The following is a 20,407-nucleotide window of genomic DNA, read 5'->3' on the forward strand; positions in this document are numbered from 1 at the left end:
CTAGTAATTTTTTTGTCTTCAAATCAATCAACATCCTCTACTTATTATTTATACTCAACTCTTAAATAAAGAAGTTTCATCATATAAAATGGTACCTATGTCAAGGACACAATAAAAAAAGAGGTTAAGCAACTAGAAGATGATTCCTATATTGAATAGGGGTCATCTTTTTTAAATTCCATTGATATCGATAATTGTTATAGTAAACCATATAGTGATTTATTTTTGCTTTTAGTTCTTTTAAGGATTTACAAGATTGATAGTCTACTTCATCTTTTAAATGACCAAAGAAAGACTCTTGAGGGGCATTATCCCAACAGTTCCCTCTTCGGGACATAGATTGTCCTAGACCATATTTTTTTAATAACTTTTGATATCTGGGGCTCGTATAATGGCTCCCTTGATCAGAGTGGATGAAGGCATCTTTATGTAGTGTAATCTTCTTGTTTTTCATTAGTTTGTGAATCGTCTTTGTTGCGATGTCTAGAGTGATACGATCAGAAACATGGTAAGCTAGGAGTTCGTTAGTGGACGCATCTTTTATGGTTGACAAATAAGCCATGGAATTTCCGTTATATGGCAAATAAGTAATGTCCGTTAATAACACTTTTCCTGGAACTCCTTGCTTAAATTCCCTATTTAACTTGTTTGGAACAACCTGATGCTCCTTGGTTGCTTTAGCGATCCTTTTATAAGGATTTGGCTTTCTGTGAGGACAGATGATTCCATATTTCCTCATGATTCTCTGTATCTTTTTACGGCTAAACGTAATGTTAAAATCATTCTCCAGTATCATTTTAATGGAGCGTGAACCTTTCTTATATCCGCGCCGATTAAAGGCCTTTAAAATGATTTCCTTCGCTTCAAGATCCAATTTCTCCTTTGCTTCCCGGAGAGAGGAAGCCTTTAGGTAGCTATAATATCCAGACCGGGATACCTCTAAGAGGCCACATAGATACCTGGTCATCCCCTTAAATCCATTTTGTTCAATGGTCTCCTGAATCAATTGATATGCATTATTCGGATTTAGATTTTCGCTTGAGTTTAGCAGCCTCCTTTCTGTCGTTTCTAGCTTTTTTAACAGCTCAACCTGTCCTTCCAACAGTTCGATTCTTGCCTTTTGTCTTTCAATCACTTCGGACGGTGAAAGCTCACGTTTCAAGGGTCTGCCGGAAGCGTTTTTCCTCGTATCCGTAAGCCCAATCAAGCCATTCTTCTCATAGGCCTTTTTCCACCTGCAGGCTGACTGTTCGATTCGTTTTATTCCTATAACGTCCACATCGAAACCGTTCTCCGCAAAGATCTGACGAGGGAGTTTGCCAGCTAGGTACTCATCAATAAATCTATTTTTAAAATCGTCAGTATAGGTAATAGACCGATCGCTGACACGATGTATATTTGGATTCTGTTGAAGTGTTTTTATCTCTTTGGTTGAAAAAGTTATTTTACTCATGTTGTCCCCTAATCCTCATATTCTAAAATTCAAGTATATAAAAAAATACCTGTAGGTGAAACCCTCTTTTTCAAGTGTCCTACCTACAGGTACCATTTTACACGCCAGGCCTCTTTTTTTATTTAGTAAATTTTTCCGGATCCAAAAGTGGTGAATAAGCTTTCATAAGGATAATCTTTCGCTTGATCAATTTCCCACTTTCCATCTTTTGCCATTAGATTCATATCTATTGCCGTTCCTTTTTTTACTGAGATAGAACCCATAATATCGTCAATTTTAGAGAAAGCGTATTGGTATCTTTTATCTGTATCATAATTTCCAGTTTTTTCACGATAAGCATCGGAATAATCAAAAATTCCTTGATAAAGGTCGTTTAATGGAATCGTTTCATATTCTACACGAACAGTTGCTTTATCATTTCCAAATTCGACAAGGGAAATGGTGTAGGATGCTTTTTCATTTAGAAGTGAGATATACTCTTCTTGTGCCTTATCTATATCTTTTTCTGTCAATTTTTTAAACATGCTTAGATTTAATGTTTCTTTAAAATAGTCTTTTGCTTCTTTTATTGCCGCTTCTTGATTCATCGCAACTAATTTATCATATGCTTTATTTTCTTTTTTCAAGAAGACTGTGTCAATGAACGCGCTTAAAGCTTGAATGGGTTCTGCTAATTTTTCATAGCTATCACTATATTTATTTGTATCTAAGGTTAGGACGACTTCTTTCGGTTCCTTTCCTGGATCCATTAACATTGGCTTAATTCCAAGTTCGTATTTCTTCCCTTTTTCAACGTTAAAATAAAATGTCATTTTTGTCGACTTTCCAGGATTAATATCACTCGTTCTGTCGCCACCAATACCCGTATAATTACCGTAAATGTCAATTGGTGCAAGTTGATTGTCTCCGTCATAAAGGAAAATAGCATTTCGAGGTGTAATGGATAATGTTGATTTTGATCTATTTTTAATATTTAAGACGACCTCTAAAGGAGCTTCTTTCGCATCTTCGGAAAAATCTCCACTTTCTTCTGTCCAGATATACGAAGCTTTTTCAATGGAGACTTCTAATGCTCCCCCCTTCTTCTTTTCCGTCTTTGTCGCAGATTCGAATGTGGAACATGCAGCTAGAAATAAGCAAGCAAATAGAAATATAATGACTAAGGAAAACCTTTTGATCACCCAATCTCCCCCTTCTTATGAGTATACTAAGTTTTACTTAATCTGTGGTGAATCGTTAAAAGATTAAGAATTCAACACACCTAGTGCATTATAACAAAGCGAGATCATTTAGTTAATTCGACTTTAGACCTCTATTTTAAATGGGGACTTTTATCCGATTGGATTCAATTTTTTCATAGGCGAATAGTAAAGTATAAATTTTTCATTTTCTACTTTACCATTAGCTTTAAGCTCCCTAAGAAAGGATTCGGCAGCATTACATCAATGCAGAAAAAGGCTCTTTTAGGCAAACTACAGCTCTCGTTTCGCCTAATGGCACGATCCCTATAATTTCTTTATTAACTAGAAGGTTAAGTATTAATAATAGGATCGTTAAAAAAAGTTACCTCGAAAATTCTGAAGTAACTTCCATGTTTTTAATTTAATTCGTTCATTAGCCAATGTTCGATATCACGATAGACTTCTTCCTTGTTTAGTTCATTTAGAATTTCGTGTCGACATTCATGATAAAAATGAGATTCAACATTATCTAGACCACAATCTTTATATTGTTTAATAACTTTTTCTACGTCTTTCCCAAATCCACCAACAGGGTCATTGTCACCACTAATAAAAAGCATCGGTAAATCTTTTCGGATGCCTTCTATGATTTCTTTATTATGTACAAGCTGTAACCCGGTTAGTAAATCATAGTAAAAACTCCCCGTGCAAACAAATCCACAATACGGATCTTGCGTGTACGCTTCAACAATGGCTTGGTCCCTTGTCAGCCAAGCAAACGGATGGTCCTCGCTTTTAAACTTTTTATTGTAGGACCCAAAAATTAGTTTGTTCAAAGTGTGACTTGGTACTTTAGATCCATTTTTGTTTATCCCTCTTTTTGCGATATATTTACCGATTGTAGTGGCGAAACCTGGATCTCCACCTGTTCCTGAACAAATTAGGCCATCAATATCATGGGAATACTTCTGTACATAACGCCTCNTAACCTGTTTCTTTTTCTTTAATAGTCCTTCGTGCCAACATACGTTCATGAATATTTATAATATATAGATAAATTATAGTCAACGGACTTTTTACTTATTTTTTATGAGTGAAAATAACTACAATCATTGTTCCTATAATCGGAATGAGCGTTAGATATCATCCCTTTTGAATTCATCACCTAAAAGTCAACTCATCATTCACCACTGACAAAATTTGTTATAGTATAATAAAGATGTACGATGATAAACGCCTATAATGGGGGTGAATGAGTTGGATCCTGTCGAAATTATGTTAAATATTCATCGCGTTATTCCGTATTATCAACCTATCATTAGTGCAGATACTCAGCTTGTCATCGGTTATGAAATTAGCGCCTATTACGTAGAAGAAAATAATGAATTTAAAAATATTGATTGGTTTTTAACTGATTCCACTATTCCTGATGATTTCCGATTAGATTTATGTCGCCACTTACTTGATAAGGCCATTGACTATCAAATAGAGATGGATCCGTCTATGGACATATTTTTTAATTATGATTCCAACTTATTAATGAAAGACCGTGGGGAATGTCTTGAAAAATTATTATATTCCTATATGAATAAAGGATTTAAACGAGAAAAACTCGTTCTACAACTAAAGGAACCATTTAATCAAGAGGAACTGGATTCAGTTCGACTATTATTTAATTACTTAAAATCGTTAGGACTACGTATTGCACTTGATGACATTGGGGAACGGAACGCCAGTCTTGATCGATTCGCATATTTAAAGCCAAATATTGTAAAAATAGATCTTCGTTTTTTAAAAGATAATGAGTCCCCTCATCTATATCGGGATGTTCACCACTCTATCTCTCTACTTTCCCAAAAAATTGGGGCGACTTTAATGTTTAAAAATATCTCTACGTATAATCAATTCAATCATGCATGGAGAAATGGCGGTCGCTTTTATCAAGGGAGTTATTTCGCACGGATTGGAGCACAATTTATCCAAAAAGACGATTGTAAAAAAAAGATTCAAAAAGATTTTCGTTTATTTGTTAACTATGAGCATAAAAAAATAAAGGCACAACTAGATTTAACAAGTAAAATTAACCAACAATTAAAACAAGTATTGTTATCCATGAATGAAAATGAGCCTTACGATGATACGGCAATGAAAGTTGGAAAAGCCTGTTCCGATTTTATTTTCCGCGTGTATATTTGTAATGATGAGGGGCTTCAACTTTCGGCAAACATTGAGAAAAATGACGATGGAAGTTGGATTTTTAATGAGGAAGTTCGTAATAAAAACTGGAGTTGGCGACCATACTTTTTTGAAAATATTGCCCGAATGAATATTGAAAAAAAGGGGATACTGTCCGATCTTTACACAGATATTGAAAAAAATGAGCAAATCCGGACTTTTTCTTATCCGATATCTGATAACTTATATATTTTTCTTGATATTCCATACACCTTTTTATTTGAACAAGAAGGCTTATTGTAAAGAAAACTCAGGAACGCTAAATCCTCTAGGCGAAAGTAGAAACCTAGAGTTCGCCAAAAAGAAAGAGAGTTTTTCGGCTTTGATGAGCTGTAAGAGCCTTCCTTGTGCGCTTATACGTATTGGAAAGTAGAAATTGGAAATTTATCCTATTCCTTAGCTAAAGAAAGATGTTCCAACTTAATTGTAGGTCGGAACATCTCTTTTTAATAGCTTAAGAGTTCTTCAATTGCTGCTTTTATCCGAATAGCATTTGGTAACCAATCGTCTTCAATGGTTCCTACAGGATAAGGTGTATCCAAACCAGTGACTCGCATAATCGGAGCCGATAGTGAAAATAGACAATGTTCACTTACGAGCGCTGCAATTTCTGCACCTACACCACTTGTTTTTACAGCTTCATGAACAATGAGCAACCGTTCTGTTTTACGTACAGAAGTAAAAATCGTTTCCATATCGATTGGGGCAATTGTCCGTAAATCAATTAATTCAAGAGAAATATGTTCTTTCTCATATTCATGAATAATTTGTTTTAATAAGGGCATAACTGGACCAAAGCCAACGATTGTTGCATGAAACCCTTCATTTACAACATTTGCCTTACCGATTGGCGCTTCATATACTCCATCAGGAACTTCTTCCTTAATCATTCGATACAACTTCATCGGCTCTAAAAATAGAACGGGATCTTCATCACGTATTGCTGAAATTAACAGACCTTTTGCATCATATGGAGTTGATGGCATAATAATCTTTAAACCTGGGGTATGAGAAAATAAAGCTTCTAAACTATCCGAATGAAGTTCAGGTGTGCGAACTCCTCCCCCGTACGGACTGCGAATGACCATAGGAACGTGAAATCTCCCTGCTGACCGGTAACGCATTCTTGCTGCTTGACTCGCCATTTGATCCATTGCTTCATAGATGAAACCGAAGAATTGAATTTCCACAACAGGACGTAATCCATTTAAGCTCATTCCAACAGCACTACCTATAATGGCGGACTCTGCTAACGGTGTATCAATTACACGATTTTTTCCATATTTTTCTATTAAACCATCTGTTACCCGAAAAACTCCTCCATTTTTGCCGATATCTTCCCCTAATAAAACAATCCGTTCATCCCGCTCCATTTCTAACTGTAGTGCCTCAGAAATTGCTTGAATCATCGTTTTTCCACTCATTCATTTTCACCCCCGTCATAACGATATAGTTTTTTCACATAATTTTGTTGATCTGTTAAAAGAGGCGTTTTTTCATTAAATACAAAATTAAAAGATTCAGCAAGCTTCGGAAACTCTTCCATTTCGACTTGTTCGATTATCCTATTTAACTCTTCTTGAAATGAAGCTTCACATATCCTTTCTTTTTCATCATTCCATAAGCCTTGATTCGTTAACCATTTACGAAGTCGCAATAAAGGATCTTTATCCACCCACTTGTTTACTTCTTCGTTTTGTCGATATTTTGACGGGTCATCAGAAGTTGTATGTGGTCCAAATCGATATGTAACGGCTTCAATTAACGTAGGCCCCTCCCCATTCCTCGCTCGTTCAATCGCTTCTTTCATTACTTCATAAACAGCTAGTACATCATTTCCATCAACTTGAACACCCTTCATACCATAAGCAACCGCCTTTTGAGCGATGGTTTTGCTCGCCATTTGCTTTTCCAATGGAACACTAATCGCATACTGATTATTTTGGCAAAAAAAGATTGTTGGTAGTTGGTAGACTGCGGCAAAGTTTAATGCCTCATGAAAATCCCCTTGTGAAGTGGCTCCATCGCCAAAATAACTGACAGAAACGGATTTTTCTCCCTTATATTTTGCTGCGTGGGCAATTCCAACAGCATGTAACGTTTGTGCAGCAATAATTATTTGTACTGGTAAAATGTTAAGCCCTTCTGGTATTCGACCTCCATAAAGATGCCCTTTCGCATACAAAATAAATTGTTCAATTGGTAAACCATGAACGATACAAGCCGCAGCATCTCTATAACTTGGACAAATCCAATCTTGAGACTGTAATAAAAAGGCACTTCCTACTTGTGCTGCTTCTTGTCCACTAAGCGGTGCATAAGTACCAATTCGCCCTTGCCTCTGCATTCTTAACAGTTTTTCATCTAGTAATCTCGCTTTTTTCATCCATTGATACATTTCTAGCAACTCCGTATCGGTTGCTGTTTTATTATTAGATAGAATTTCCCCATCCTCATTCATCATTCGCACGAGCTTGAATGTGAGTTGATTTTCTTCAAGCATTTTCTTCACTCCTTCTATAAATGATATATCAACGGTTTAACCTCTGTTCGGGGGATTAGTTCGACATGGCTTTTTATCCGTCTTCTATTTCGCATGTAACATCCACTTTTCAGGATGTTCAATATACGTTTTTACATCATTCATAAATTTTCCGGCTGGTTCGCCATCAATAATTCGGTGATCAAACGAGAGACTAATTCCCATCATCTGACCGATACCAATTTCTCGATTCGGTAAAATAACTGGCTTTTCCTTAATCGCATGGATCCCTAATATGGCAACTTCTGGATAATTAATAATAGGTGTCGCATAAAAGCCGCCTTGACTACCTGTATTTGAAATTGTGAATGTACTACCTTGAATTTCCTCTAGTGATAACTTTCCTGCCTCTGCCTTTTGGGATAACTCAATAATTTCTCTAGCAATTTCTGCAATTGACTTTTGATCTGCATGATGAATAACAGGAACAACTAAACCATTTGTTGTAGCAGTCGCAATCCCAATATTGTATGTTTTCTTTAAAATAATTGCATTTTTATTTTCATCAATAGAAGCATTAAATATTGGATTATTCTTTAGTGCTTCAACGACACATTTGACAATGATTGGGAGAAAGGTTATTTTCTCAGTTGAAAATTTATTCAATTCATTTTTAAATTTGATTAGCAAGTCAGCACTTACTTCATCCATCCCTGTTGTATGTGGAATTGTAAAGGCAGACTTCACCATATTTTCATAGATTTTTTTACGAAGCCCACGAATTGGAACGATTTCGTCGATGGCCTCCGTTTGACATGTATTAACGTCATGTGTCGGTGTTTTCACTATCGTTGTCGGCTGAACATTATCTCGTCGCGTCACAGTTTGCTGTTCTTTGAAATGGAGGACATCTTGTTTAGTAATTCTACCACCAGATGCAGAACCGGAAACTTCTTTTAAATCAACACGAAGTTGTCGGGCTAACTTCCGAACACTTGGAGCAGCAATAACACGTTTTTCTTCTGGGGTTTTTCGCAAATGTGGAAACCTTTCATTTGAATAGTTGGATGTCGATTTTTCTTCCGGTGATTTAGTTACATGATTAATAGAGTGTAAACCGTTTTGTTCTGTTTCAATTTCAACTAATATGTCCCCAACAAATACCGTATCCCCCTCTTCTCCTATTCTCTTACGAATGACTCCACTTTTTGGTGAAGTAATTTCAACAGCAGTTTTGTCTGTCTGCACTTCTACGATGGGATCATCAATTTTTACCGTTTCACCTACATCTACAAACCACTTTAATATTTCAGCCTCATGAAGCCCTTCACCAATATCGGTGAATTTTAATAGATACACTGCCTCAACCTCCTAAATCAATCGTGTTATTTAAAGCGCTTACAATAACTGTTATTCATATACTTCTCGTTCTTACCTGATAAATCCTACTAACTAATTGTATTCGCGTTAAAAAAATTTATTATTCTATAAAAGGAACCTTTCATGTGTTATAAAACTGTGCAAATGGAACGTTCTAGAAAAATAGCTAGTCAATATAAGCCCAAATAGTGCTTGGAGTAAAGAACTCGACTTATAGAGCGCTTCTATAAGCCCATAATCATGGATTTTTCTAAAAAAGGGATCATTGAACACCGCCATAAAAAAAGACTGGTCTAATTTCAGATACTCACTCATTTCACAATCTTGAGTAATCCTTATTAGAAACAGTCCTCATTAGCTATGAATGATTCTTCTCAACTTTTTTATTAATGGATGCATACATTTGCTTAAACCGCTCTTCTACTTTGGCAAAAATTGAATTTTGCCCATATTTTCCATTATGGTCACGAACATTCCCTGCTTTAACTCCTGTCAATATTTCTAGGCCTTCCGCAATATGTTCAATCGCCCAAACATGAAATAGACCTTTTTTTACTGCCTCTATTACTTCATTATCCAACTTTAAGTTGATGATATTCTGTTTTGGAATAATGACGCCTTGTTTCCCATTCAAACCTTTTACTTTACAAATATGGTAGAACCCTTCTACTTTTTCATTTACTCCACCAATTGGCTGAATTTCCCCCCACTGGTTTACTGATCCAGTTACTGCTATTCCTTGATAAATGGGTACATCTGCAAGGGATGATAACAACACATAAAGTTCGGTACTCGATGCACTATCCCCATCAATTGGTGTATACGTTTGTTCAAAAGTAATACTCGCAGATAGTGGAATTGGACGGTTTTTAGCAAACTCACCAGATAAAAATCCTGTTAATATCATCATTCCTTTATGATGTATTTGTCCACTTAATGCTGCCTCTCGCTCAATATTCATAATCCCACTTTTCCCTACAAATGTTTGAGCAGTAATTTTTGTTGGGATGCCGAAAATGGAATCACGCGTTCCCATGACTGCTAAACCATTTATTTGTCCAATCCGAAAACCATCCGTCTCGACTAGAATTGTACCATTATGAATCATTTCCCTATATTTTTCTGCAATGTAGTTAGAGCGGTTAACTTTTTCACACAACGCCTTTTCAATATGGTGTTCATCAACATACATTTGCTTATCCTTTTTTACCCAATAACTAGATTCAACAAGAACTTTTGTAATTTCTTGAAAACGAGTAGTTAACTTTGTTTGATCTTGAACAAGACGGGAACTATAATTAATTACACTTGCAACGGCTCGACGATGAAAAGGTAAGAGACCTTCTTCTTCACCGTATTTTTTTATAAATCTTGCCATTTTCATACAGTTTTCTTCATTCTTATTCATTTCAGTTCCAAATTCCACTTTTACTTTAAATAACTTATGAAAGTCTTCGTCATAGGTTGATAATAAATCATATAAATAGTAAGAACCGATCAAAATCACTTTTAAATTTAGTGGGATTGGCTCTGGCCTTAATCCACTTGTCGGTATAGACATTCGCTCTTCATATGGATTCTCAATTTGAATACGATTTGTTTGAAGTGTTCTTTTCAATCTTGTCCAAGCATTTGGTTCTTGTAATAATTCTGCTGCTTGAATAATTACATATCCTCCATTAGCTAAGTGAAGCACCCCTGGTTTAATAAAAGTAAAGTCAGTCATCCAGTTTCCAAGCGCACCGTGATATTCTACTTTACCAAATAAATGATGGTAAGTTGGATGTGTCTCATATATAACAGGTGCTCCCGAACAGGTTCTGTTATTGACAAATAAATTGACTGTATAACGATTTAATTTTTGTTCATTCGCTCCACCAACTAACGCATGAAGAATATTTTGTTCGTCATCTTCGTCATCGAGAAAATACGAGTAATGCTCGACAACATCATGAAAGTAGGAATCAAAATATCGTAGCACTTTTTTATGATCTTTATATTTCTCCTTTAATGATTCAAACAACCCCTCAATCGCAAAAGCGGCTGTTTGGTGCATAAACTTATTTATCTCTTTTCGTAATTGTTCATCTACTTTTCTCATTTGGTGAACGGTTTCTTGTATTTTATCTTCTATTAATTTTTCTCGTTCTTTTAATATCGCTCTGTTGGAATCAGGAAGCTCTTCAAATTCTTCTATTGTTAATGGTTTTCCTAAGTAAAGTGGGATTGTTTTAATACCTTGTGGAGTTCGTTCTACTTTTACTTGGTTCTCTAAAGCAAACTCATCAATTTTTTTCCAAAGACGTTCAATCCTACTTCGAAATTCATCGACAATATGACTTTTATTTTTTTCAAATGCCTCACTCGTAAATGTTGACTTTAATTCTCGCTCAATATCAATTAGTAAAATTTCTACTTCTCTTTGAAATTGTTGTCCGTATCCAGCTGGAAATGGAATGACAAGTGGCATATCTGGATTTTCAAAATTATATACATAACACCAATCATTAGGAACCTTTTGTCCTGCCGTAGCATTTTTAACTCGCTCTAGCGTTTATGTCATTTTACCAGTTCCTGCTGGTCCGACGACAAACAAATTATAACCTGATTGTTCGACAGATAAACCGAATTCCATTGCATGTTCGGCACGCTGTTGGCCAATCATTTGATTTGGAATACAATCAATATCACTTGTCGTTTCAAAGGGGAAATTTTCTTCACTGTACATCGTTCGTAATTCGGTGAGTGGTACTTGGTGAAGTGCCAAAAGACTTTCATACTCTTCTATATTCATCGTATGTCCCTACCTTCCAATATTTGACATTCCATTTCGGTTCTTGGATGTACTGTATGATCCTACGCAAAACTCACTTACTAATCAGTTCGTCACCGTTTTCCTGTTTCCCTGCAATCGTTTCAATTGTTCATAAAACGTTAAACTTTACTCAGAGAAGTCCTCTACTTCTATTCTTGAGGAAAAAATGGAAAATGACTAAACAATTCAGTAGGGATTCAACCCCCGATTGAACATAGTTAGCCCCCGGAAATGCCATGATTATTCAGTGGAAAACCATCTGTACGTTCGAAAAAATCGGATGCAAACGTAGCTTTTCGCATTTGATTAAAAAATACACAAATAATGGTTATTTTGACACGCCCACTTCTGTACGTTAAAATATGTGTATTTGATACAGTAAAATTTTTACAACTGGAGGAAAAACCGATGCATAAGACAGAGCATATTTTAGAAGCAAAAGATTATATTATGACAAAAACGAATATCACACCTGAAGTAGGGTTCGTTCTTGGTTCAGGTCTCGGAATTCTTGCAGATGAGATTGAAAACGCTGTAATTATTCCATATGTTGATATTCCACATTTTGCAAAATCATCGGCAATCGGTCATGCGAATGAACTTGTTATTGGAGACTTAATGGGAAAAAAAGTAGTCGCTATGAAAGGTCGTTTTCATTATTATGAAGGATTTTCATTAGATGAGGTAACATTTCCTATTCGTGTTATGAAAGCCTTAGGAGTAAAAAACTTAATTATTACAAATGCTTGTGGTGCTGTTAATACAGATTTTAAACCAGGCGATTTAATGTTAATTCGTGATCATATTAATCTTACTGGAGCCAATCCACTTATCGGACATAATAATGATGATCTAGGTACCCGTTTTCCAGATATGACACAAGCTTATACACCAGAGTTAAGGGACCTTGCTAAAAAGGTAGCAGAGCAATTAGACATGAATCTCCAAGAAGGTGTATATGCTTGGTGGACAGGACCAACTTATGAAACACCTGCTGAAATTCGGATGATTCGTACGTTAGGGGCCGATGCTGTTGGTATGTCCACTGTTCCAGAAGTGATTGTTGCCAGACACAGTCAAATGAATGTTCTTGGTATTTCTTGTTTAACGAATATGGCGAGCGGTATTTTAGATCAACCGTTAAGTCATGATGAAGTCATTGAAGTTGCGAGTAAAGTAAAAACAAATTTCATTGCACTTCTTAAAGGAATCTTAAATGAGATTGCGTAAATAATTTATATCATTTTCCTGACGAAAAGACCTGCCAGAAGAGATCGAGCAGGTCTTTTTTTAGCTGCTGGAAAGCTCTAGCAGCAGTATATTAAAGCCGAAAAGACTCTTTTCAGCGAACTACGGATCTACTTTCGCCAAGTCTTATATCCTGAGTTTTCTTTACACTAACTTATGTTGATACCATTTTTCTCCTCTAAATCGTAAGTAAAATACAACTCCGCGAATAGACCATTCAATAATCATTGCCACCCACACTCCGATAATACCGAATCCGAGCGTTACACCTAAAATATACCCGAGAATAACACGAACAAACCACATCGATAACAGGGATGCAATCGAAGTAAAGTTCGAGTCTCCTGCTGCCCGTAAAGCAGATGGCATAAGAAAAGCAGGTGCCCATAAGATTGGCTGAGCAACCGCCGTCATTAGCACGATAATAAAAATCGTACCTATAATTTCATTTGGCGCACTAAACATCTTCATTAATAACGGAAAGAATGGCATTAACATGACGACTGTAACAACAAAAAAGATGGATGAAAGAAAGATAAAAGAAGTTGTAAATCTTCGTGCATCTTTTATGTTGCGACGGCCAATACATTGTCCAACAACCGTAACAATGGCAATACTTAGTGCATTCGGGCCAATTTGGAAAAGTAGAGTAAGTGAACCGGCAATTGCATTCGCCGTTAATGCTAGTGTTCCGAGTTTTACAATAAACGTTTGCGTAATTAATTTCCCACCGTTAAAAAATAATTGCTCAGCAGCAAAAGGAATCCCAATAAACATGACCTTTTTTAAAATTGTAAAATCGAGATGAAGAGCATTTTTTATCTGGAACCGAATTGTATCATTATATCTAATAATATAAAGTAACGAAGCGACCATCCCAACAATTCTCGCTGAAATGACCGATATAACTAAGCCAAGAACACCAAAGTTAAAGATAATGATAAAAATAATATTTAATATCGTATTTGTAAGATTCATCAACAGTGACAAGCCAAGAACGGGTTTCGTCTCCCCTACTCCTCTTAAACCTCCACAAACTGCTTGATAAATGGCAATAAAAGGATACGAAAAACAGCTTCCAATTAAATATAGCTTTGCATTTTCAAGCACTTCACGCTCTGCATCGCCAAATAATACATTTAATATTGGTCCATTAAAAATAATGACTGCTGCACTAAGGACAATAGAGAACAATGTTACAGCTGACACTGCTTGCGTTGCTGTCTTTGTAACCATTTTACGGTCACCAATACCTTTATATTGAGCAACGATTACCGTACCACCTGTTGCAATGGCTATGAAAACATTCACTAAAAAAATATTTAATGAGTCAACCATATTCACCGCACTTACCGCAGCAACTCCAGCTGAAGCAATCATAGCCGTATTTAATAAACTCATAAGTATTAAAAATGCTTGGTCTACTAATATAGGAATAATAATCGTAATGATTTCTTGGTAAGTAATGGACTCCCCAGTAAAGTATTTATCTAATATTCTAACGGTTTTTTGTTTTATATTCCCCTTCTTGCATCCCCTACGAAGGCGAGTTTTATTTTGTTTAGTCAATTTCGACACTTCTTTTATTCGCTTTTTAGTGAAAACAATCACTTATTTTACAAAGCCATGAATTATTATACCACTATAAAAATCGAAATGCAGAAGTTTCTCCTTTAATTATTTACAATTATTACTAAAAATGAATTGCACAAATGAAATTGATTCCTGAATATAATAATAACAAGTACATCAATTTTTAATAGAAAGGAGAATGACTAATTTCCCTGTTTTAAATAATTTTCAAAACTTAAGTAAACGAAACATGTCTTTTGAAGAAGTTTTTCAACATATCGTACAGTTTATGGAAAATGATCCGCTCGGTAATTATCGACTAATGTTTGGTACCGATTCACAAGTACATGGCAACTGTACGAAATTCATTACTGGTGTAGTGATCCAACGAGAAAAGAAAGGTGTGTGGGCTTGTATTAGGAAAGTAGTCATCCCAAGAAAAATGACAAACTTACATGAACGGATTTCGTTTGAAACAACTTTAACAGAAGAAATTGTTTCTTTATTTACAGAGGAGAAGAAAAATCGTCTCATTGATATCGTTCTCCCTCATATATATAAAGGTGCGAGCTTTACAATTGAGGGACATATTGATATTGGTTCAGGGAGAAAAAATAAAACAAGAGCCTTTGTCAATGAAATGGTTTCCCGGTTAGAATCGATTGGCATCGAACCGAAAATAAAGCCCGAATCTTTTGTTGCTAGCAGCTATGCAAATCGTTATACAAAATAATATCGCTTTTTCATGTGAAATCATCTTAAAGTAACATGCACAAAAGACGTACTCCCCGTGGGAAAAGTAACTTACTTTAATCACGCGGAGTATGATTTTGGTATGTTTTTCTATCTGTGGAATGATTATAAAAATGTTATTACTCCATTTACTCCTCGTTTTCTTATATAATAGAAACAAACACTATTTTAATAGATTGGGGCTTTGATTTACATGTTATTAACGAAAAGTCGAGAATCAACAAAGAGTATAGTCGACCAAATGAAAGCAGGAAAGAAGATACTTCTTAGTGTAACAATTCCAATCGAACCATATCATCCGATTGATTTCTATAACCAAAACTTAGAAACTTCTATAGAAAAACGTTTTTTCTGGAAAGCAGCCAATGAAAATTTTTATCTTGTTGGCCTTGATGCCGTATTCACTTTATCTAGTAAAAACGAAGAGGACCGCTTCAATGAAATTCATTCTTTATGGCAAGAAATGATTCAAACAGCTAAAATGATTGAAACAAATCCAATCGGGACCGGGCCAATTTTACTTGGTGGGTTTTCCTTTGATCCAAAAACAAAGAAAGAAGAAGAGTGGGCTGGGTTTGGCGATGCTTTATTCTTTTTGCCAAAATATATGTTATCGGTTATAAATGATGAGTATTTTTTAACATACAATGAAGTTTGCGAACCAACTTTTGCAGACGAGAAGCAGATGGAAAGAACGATTTATGAATTTTATCAAAATCTGTTAAGTACAACAGATTCACAACCAACGAGATGTAAAGCTACTGTTTCTTCTAGCAATGAAATTGGACAAGTAGAGTGGTTAAAGGCTGTTGAAAGAGTTGTTCACCATTTAAAAACAGCGAAGAAGATTAAGAAAGTCGTCCTTGCTCGAAAAATGGAGTTAGTTTTTGACCATGAAATGAACCCTAGTTCTATCTTACAATCGCTACATGAGCAACAACGTGAAAGTTATACATTTGCGATAGAAAATAATCATCGGTGCTTTCTTGGCGCGACTCCCGAACGGTTAATAAAGATAACGAATAATGAAGTACTGTCCACTTGTCTTGCAGGGTCTGCCCCAAGAGGTGAAAATAATGAGCACGATGAAAAGTTGGGTGCCGAGTTATTGAATGACGAGAAAAATCGATTTGAACATCAACTCGTTGTTAAAATGATCCAAGAGGCATTAGCACCACATTGTGACGGACTTCATGTACCAAAAGAGCCTGTATTAATGAAAACACCAGCGATTCAACATCTTTATACTCCAGTTATCGGTAAAGCTAAAGAAACACATTCCATTTTTAAAATGGTAGAACAACTTCATCCAACTCCCGCATTAGGAGGAGTTCCAACAATGGAAGCCTTATCCATTATTCGTGAAAACGAAAGAATGGATCGAGGATTTTACGGGGCGCCTATTGGATGGACCGATTATCGGGGGAATGGTGAATTTATTGTTGGCATTCGTTCTGGACTAATAAAAGAACAAAAAGCAACTTTATACGCAGGGTGTGGGCTTGTTTCAGAATCAAAACCAGAAGATGAGCTTATCGAAACAAGAATTAAGTTTCGCCCAATGTTACAAGCATTAGGAGGAGAAAACAAATGAGTCATCAAGAAACACTTACAAATTATTTAGCATCCTTTATTTCAGGACTAGTCCAAGCAGGAGTAAAGGATGTCGTTATTAGCCCTGGGTCTCGATCAACTCCTCTTGCATTACTCATTGCTGAACATAACGATTTACACGTATTTATTCAAATTGATGAACGGTCAGCTGGTTTCTTTGCGTTAGGACTAGCCAAAGCGTCAAATCGACCAGTTGCATTACTATGCACTTCTGGAACAGCAGCAGCAAACTATTATCCGGCGGTTGTTGAAGCAAACATATCACGGGTGCCACTTATCGTCTTAACGGCAGATCGACCTCATGAACTTCGAGATGTTGGTGCCCCACAAGCAATCGACCAAATTCATTTATATGGAAACCATGTTCGTTGGTTTTCAGATTTGGCTTTACCTTCTGAGGGACAAGAACAATATGCCTTTAATACAGCAGTACGGGCAGTGAAAGAAGCTACCGGTTCATTAAAAGGACCTGTCCATTTAAATGTTCCATTACGTGAGCCACTTATCCCTATTCTGGAACCTTACCCTTTTGCGGAAAGAATAAAAGATTTAGAGATTGCACACGGCAAGTCTTCATTACCGAGTGAGTTAACAAAAACAATCGCTGATCAAGTAGTTCAAAAAGAACAAGGGCTTATCGTCTGCGGGGAAATTTTCGACCCCATGTTTTCTGAAACAGTACAACAATTTTCCATTCGAACTGGGTATCCCATCCTTGCCGACCCACTATCGCAATTACGAAGTGGAAAAAATATGGGTGCTACTATTATTGATAGTTATGATGCGATTCTTAAAAATGAACAAGCTATTCAACGATTAAAACCAGAACTCGTTATTCGATTTGGAAGTATGCCTGTTTCTAAACCATTAACTTTATTTTTGAAAAAATGGGTAGGTACGCCACATATTGTTATTGATGATGGAAATGGTTGGCGTGATCCACAAAACCTTGGAACGATGATGGTCGATTGTAATGAAGCCGATTTTTGTTCCTCTCTTTTATCTTATTTACCGAAACAACAGCGAAAATCGAACTGGCTTTCAACTTGGAATGAATTAAATCACCTAACAACTGAAACAATTACAGCATTTCTTCATTCGATTGATCATCTTGATGAAGGAAAAGTTGTTTTTGAATTAGCGAAAATGTTACCGGAAAATAGTACAATTTTTGCTGGAAACAGTATGCCAATTCGTGATATAGATACGTTTTTCCATCGAACAACGAAAAATATCCAATTGATGGCTAATCGAGGGGCGAATGGGATAGATGGTGTCGTTTCATCTGCTATTGGTGCAGCTGTATACCGGATGCCACTTTATTTAGTCATTGGCGATTTATCATTTTTCCATGACTTAAACGGGTTACTAGGAGCAAAGTTAAATCATATTTCGATTAATATTATCGTTATTAACAATGATGGTGGCGGTATTTTCTCCTTCCTTACCCAGTCAAAACTTAATAAGCATTACGAACTATTATTTGGGACACCAATTGGCCTTGATTTTTCTCATGCAATAACGATGTACGGTGGAAACTATATGAAAGTACAAAATTGGGACATGTTCCATGAAGCAATTGCGCGTACAATACATCAATCAGGTATTAACGTTATTGAGGTTCCTTCAAATCAGGAGCAAAATCTCAAATCTCATCAAAAAATGTGGGAACTCATTTCTCAAAAAATTGACCATTACTTTGAGGCGATACAAAAATGAATATTGAGCTAAATGGCGTTCATTATTTCTATGAAGTTAAGGGTACCGGTGAACCTCTATTGCTTTTACATGGGTTCACTGGTGACTCCTCCTCATGGAAAAATGTTAACTTAGACAATCATTATAAAATCATTACAATTGATCTTATCGGACACGGACAAACAGAATCTCCTCAAGATGTGAATCGGTATAAAATGGAGCAAGCTGTCAATGATATCGTATCCTTCATTCAATTTTTAAACATCGATAAAGTAAATCTATTAGGGTACTCAATGGGAGGAAGACTTGCTTTAAGTTTTGCGATGCTACATCCAAATCGGGTAAAAAGATTAATTTTAGAAAGTAGTTCACCCGGTTTAAAAACGAAAGAAGAAAGACTAGCACGAATGGAACAAGATGAACGTCTCGCACAACGCATTGAGCTTGAAGGGATTGAATCATTCGTCCGTTATTGGGAAAATATTCCACTATTTGCGACACAGAGACTGCTTTCTAAGGAAGCGAGAGAAGCTATCCGAAAACAACGATTAAACAATTCACCCATTGGACTAGCCAATAGTTTACGTGGAATGGGAACAGGAAGCCAGCCATCTTGGTGGAAGCAACTTTATAAACTTTCAACTCCAACGCTATTATTATGCGGAGAACTCGATCGGAAATTTCATAGAATTGCGCTTGAGATGGACACTTTTTTACCAGAAAGCCATGTATCTGTTTTTCCTAAAGTTGGACATACACTTCATCTTGAAAATGTGAGTAAGTTCAATGAGACGATTCATCACTTTTTACAAATGTCATGATAAATAGGTAGGTTTATGACCATGAAATTTGATAAAGTTGTACTAAGAATTATCGACATGCCATTGAAAAAGCCGTTTGTAACCCATTTAGCAACCGTAAAAACGAGAAAGTCAATCATCGTGCAAGTCGTTGACGAAGATGGTTGCTCTGGCTATGGGGAAGTTGTCGCCTTTGATTCGCCTTGGTATACAGAGGAAACTGTTCAAACGGCATATCATATGTTAAAGGATTATTTAATTCCTCTTGTATTTGCAAATCAAATCGAACACCCTGCACAAGTGACAACGATTTTTTCTGCAATCAAAGGGAATCCAATGGCAAAAGCAGGACTGGAAACGGCGATTTGGGATTTGTATGCAAAAAGATGTCAACAGCCACTTGCTCAAGTTATAGGTGGTACGCGGGAAAAAGTAGCAGCTGGAGCAGTTGTTGCAACGAAAAATATGCAAGATGCGATTAAACAGATTGAGAGATTTTTAGAACAAGGATACCAACGAGTAAAACTGAAAATAAATCAGCAAATGGATTACCAATATTTAAAAGAGATACGGTCACACTTTCCAACCTTACCTTTAATGGTCGATGCAAATTCAAGTTATACTTTGAAAGATATAGAGAAATTACAGGCCCTCGATCAATTTGATTTATTAATGATTGAGCAGCCCCTTGGTACGAGCGATATTGTTGATCACGCCTACCTCCAATCACAATTGAAGACACCGATTTGCTTAGATGAGAGCATAACAAGTTTTCATGATGCCCAAAGTGCCATTCAACTAGGTAGTTGTCAAGTTATTAATATTAAAATTGGACGAGTAGGTGGCCTACAAACTGCGATTGCAATCCATGATTTATGTATTTCAAATCAGGTAAAGCTTTGGTGTGGTGGAATGATTGAATATGGCATTTCTAAAGCTCATAATCTTGCCCTTTCCTCATTAACTGGATTTTCAATTCCAGGAGACCTGCCAGCTTCAACTAATTATTGGGAAGAAGATATTATCGAACCAGAAATTAACATTGATCAAGGCTATATTCAAGTTCCAACAAAGGATGGAATCGGCTTTTCTATCAATCAACGGCGATTAACAGAAGTTACGTCGTATGTTGAAACATTTGTTGGCGGGGAAAGCTGATTACTTTCCCCGCTTCGT

General features: G+C 36.2%; 16 protein-coding genes and 1 pseudogene. 7 read left to right on the top strand and 10 right to left on the bottom strand.

The window, feature by feature from the left end:
* Positions 1 to 124 precede the first annotated feature (124 nt).
* The 3 genes from BN2144_RS00860 to BN2144_RS00870 all read right to left on the bottom strand — a co-directional run bounded on the left by BN2144_RS00860 (position 125) and on the right by BN2144_RS00870 (position 3,668).
* Positions 125 to 1,453 (bottom strand): IS3 family transposase, encoded by a 1,329-nt coding sequence (locus BN2144_RS00860; protein ID WP_033826480.1) that lies wholly within the window; start codon positions 1,451 to 1,453, stop codon positions 125 to 127.
* Between the two features lie 122 nt (positions 1,454 to 1,575).
* Entirely contained in the window at positions 1,576 to 2,634 is a 1,059-nt protein-coding gene (locus BN2144_RS00865; RefSeq protein WP_033826481.1) for a DUF5105 domain-containing protein, read from the bottom strand.
* A 416-nt stretch (positions 2,635 to 3,050) separates the two neighbouring features.
* Entirely contained in the window at positions 3,051 to 3,668 is a 618-nt protein-coding gene (locus tag BN2144_RS00870; protein ID WP_050632156.1) for a serine aminopeptidase domain-containing protein, read from the bottom strand.
* Positions 3,669 to 3,882: 214 nt separating this feature from the next.
* On the opposite strand from BN2144_RS00870, the gene BN2144_RS00875 reads away from it, so the two are divergent.
* Entirely contained in the window at positions 3,883 to 5,112 is a 1,230-nt protein-coding gene (locus BN2144_RS00875) for an EAL-associated domain-containing protein (RefSeq protein WP_230199697.1), read from the top strand.
* Positions 5,113 to 5,315: 203 nt separating this feature from the next.
* Here BN2144_RS00875 and BN2144_RS00880 read toward each other — a convergent pair whose 3' ends face one another.
* The 6 genes and pseudogenes from BN2144_RS00880 to BN2144_RS20685 all read right to left on the bottom strand — a co-directional run bounded on the left by BN2144_RS00880 (position 5,316) and on the right by BN2144_RS20685 (position 11,525).
* A complete protein-coding gene (locus BN2144_RS00880; RefSeq protein ID WP_033826483.1) occupies positions 5,316 to 6,293 on the bottom strand; it encodes an alpha-ketoacid dehydrogenase subunit beta in 978 nt (325 codons plus the stop codon).
* Positions 6,290 to 7,333: a pyruvate dehydrogenase (acetyl-transferring) E1 component subunit alpha gene (gene pdhA, locus BN2144_RS00885; protein ID WP_407637996.1), complete on the bottom strand. Its 1,044-nt coding sequence runs from the start codon at positions 7,331 to 7,333 to the stop codon at positions 6,290 to 6,292. The genes BN2144_RS00880 and pdhA overlap by 4 nt, the downstream gene beginning before the upstream one ends.
* A gap of 123 nt (positions 7,334 to 7,456) precedes the next feature.
* Positions 7,457 to 8,710, bottom strand: a complete 1,254-nt coding sequence (locus BN2144_RS00890; RefSeq protein WP_033826485.1) for a dihydrolipoamide acetyltransferase family protein — start codon at positions 8,708 to 8,710, stop codon at positions 7,457 to 7,459.
* A 379-nt stretch (positions 8,711 to 9,089) separates the two neighbouring features.
* Complete coding sequence (locus BN2144_RS20675) at positions 9,090 to 10,832, bottom strand: Lon protease family protein (RefSeq protein WP_326563956.1); 1,743 nt, start codon at positions 10,830 to 10,832, stop codon at positions 9,090 to 9,092.
* A 315-nt stretch (positions 10,833 to 11,147) separates the two neighbouring features.
* Positions 11,148 to 11,225 (bottom strand): annotated as a pseudogene (locus BN2144_RS20680) (Lon-like protease helical domain-containing protein); the annotation flags it as partial.
* A 60-nt stretch (positions 11,226 to 11,285) separates the two neighbouring features.
* Entirely contained in the window at positions 11,286 to 11,525 is a 240-nt protein-coding gene (locus tag BN2144_RS20685) for a hypothetical protein (RefSeq protein WP_326563823.1), read from the bottom strand.
* A 429-nt stretch (positions 11,526 to 11,954) separates the two neighbouring features.
* On the opposite strand from BN2144_RS20685, the gene BN2144_RS00900 reads away from it, so the two are divergent.
* Positions 11,955 to 12,776: a purine-nucleoside phosphorylase gene (locus BN2144_RS00900; protein ID WP_033826486.1), complete on the top strand. Its 822-nt coding sequence runs from the start codon at positions 11,955 to 11,957 to the stop codon at positions 12,774 to 12,776.
* A 162-nt stretch (positions 12,777 to 12,938) separates the two neighbouring features.
* Here the strand turns inward: BN2144_RS00900 and BN2144_RS00905 are convergent, their stop codons facing one another.
* The gene (locus BN2144_RS00905; protein ID WP_042337412.1) at positions 12,939 to 14,363 is read right to left on the bottom strand and encodes an MATE family efflux transporter; all 1,425 of its coding nucleotides are present in this window, start codon (positions 14,361 to 14,363) and stop codon (positions 12,939 to 12,941) included.
* 202 nt (positions 14,364 to 14,565) lie between these two features.
* On the opposite strand from BN2144_RS00905, the gene BN2144_RS00910 reads away from it, so the two are divergent.
* From BN2144_RS00910 to menC, 5 genes are all read left to right on the top strand, one after another.
* Positions 14,566 to 15,099, top strand: a complete 534-nt coding sequence (locus BN2144_RS00910) for a ribonuclease H-like YkuK family protein (RefSeq protein ID WP_033826487.1) — start codon at positions 14,566 to 14,568, stop codon at positions 15,097 to 15,099.
* A 213-nt stretch (positions 15,100 to 15,312) separates the two neighbouring features.
* Positions 15,313 to 16,713 carry an isochorismate synthase gene (locus BN2144_RS00915; RefSeq protein ID WP_050632157.1) on the top strand — a complete coding sequence of 467 codons (1,401 nt, stop codon included), beginning with the start codon at positions 15,313 to 15,315 and terminating at the stop codon, positions 16,711 to 16,713.
* Entirely contained in the window at positions 16,710 to 18,452 is a 1,743-nt protein-coding gene (gene menD, locus BN2144_RS00920; protein ID WP_033826489.1) for a 2-succinyl-5-enolpyruvyl-6-hydroxy-3-cyclohexene-1-carboxylic-acid synthase, read from the top strand. Before BN2144_RS00915 ends, menD begins: the two co-directional genes overlap by 4 nt.
* On the top strand, positions 18,449 to 19,252 hold the full coding sequence (gene menH / locus BN2144_RS00925) for a 2-succinyl-6-hydroxy-2,4-cyclohexadiene-1-carboxylate synthase (RefSeq protein ID WP_326563826.1): 804 nt from the start codon (positions 18,449 to 18,451) through the stop codon (positions 19,250 to 19,252). The genes menD and menH overlap by 4 nt, the downstream gene beginning before the upstream one ends.
* Before the next feature lie 21 nt (positions 19,253 to 19,273).
* Positions 19,274 to 20,389 (top strand): o-succinylbenzoate synthase, encoded by a 1,116-nt coding sequence (gene menC / locus BN2144_RS00930; RefSeq protein ID WP_033826490.1) that lies wholly within the window; start codon positions 19,274 to 19,276, stop codon positions 20,387 to 20,389.
* The last annotated feature ends 18 nt before the right edge of the window (positions 20,390 to 20,407 follow it).

Origin of the sequence: Bacillus andreraoultii (assembly GCF_001244735.1) — a bacterium.
GTDB lineage: Bacteria > Bacillota > Bacilli > Bacillales > Caldibacillaceae > Caldifermentibacillus > Caldifermentibacillus andreraoultii.

Coding starts and splice junctions, on each gene's coding strand:
- menD (WP_033826489.1), top strand. CDS start 16,710: ATGAGTCATCAAGAAACACTTACAAATTATTTAGCATCCTTTATTTCA.
- pdhA (WP_407637996.1), bottom strand. CDS start 7,333: ATGATGAATGAGGATGGGGAAATTCTATCTAATAATAAAACAGCAACC.
- BN2144_RS00860 (WP_033826480.1), bottom strand. CDS start 1,453: ATGAGTAAAATAACTTTTTCAACCAAAGAGATAAAAACACTTCAACAG.
- BN2144_RS20675 (WP_326563956.1), bottom strand. CDS start 10,832: ATGAGAAAAGTAGATGAACAATTACGAAAAGAGATAAATAAGTTTATG.
- menH (WP_326563826.1), top strand. CDS start 18,449: ATGAATATTGAGCTAAATGGCGTTCATTATTTCTATGAAGTTAAGGGT.
- BN2144_RS20685 (WP_326563823.1), bottom strand. CDS start 11,525: ATGAATATAGAAGAGTATGAAAGTCTTTTGGCACTTCACCAAGTACCA.
- BN2144_RS00880 (WP_033826483.1), bottom strand. CDS start 6,293: ATGAGTGGAAAAACGATGATTCAAGCAATTTCTGAGGCACTACAGTTA.
- BN2144_RS00915 (WP_050632157.1), top strand. CDS start 15,313: ATGTTATTAACGAAAAGTCGAGAATCAACAAAGAGTATAGTCGACCAA.
- menC (WP_033826490.1), top strand. CDS start 19,274: ATGAAATTTGATAAAGTTGTACTAAGAATTATCGACATGCCATTGAAA.
- BN2144_RS00910 (WP_033826487.1), top strand. CDS start 14,566: ATGACTAATTTCCCTGTTTTAAATAATTTTCAAAACTTAAGTAAACGA.
- BN2144_RS00900 (WP_033826486.1), top strand. CDS start 11,955: ATGCATAAGACAGAGCATATTTTAGAAGCAAAAGATTATATTATGACA.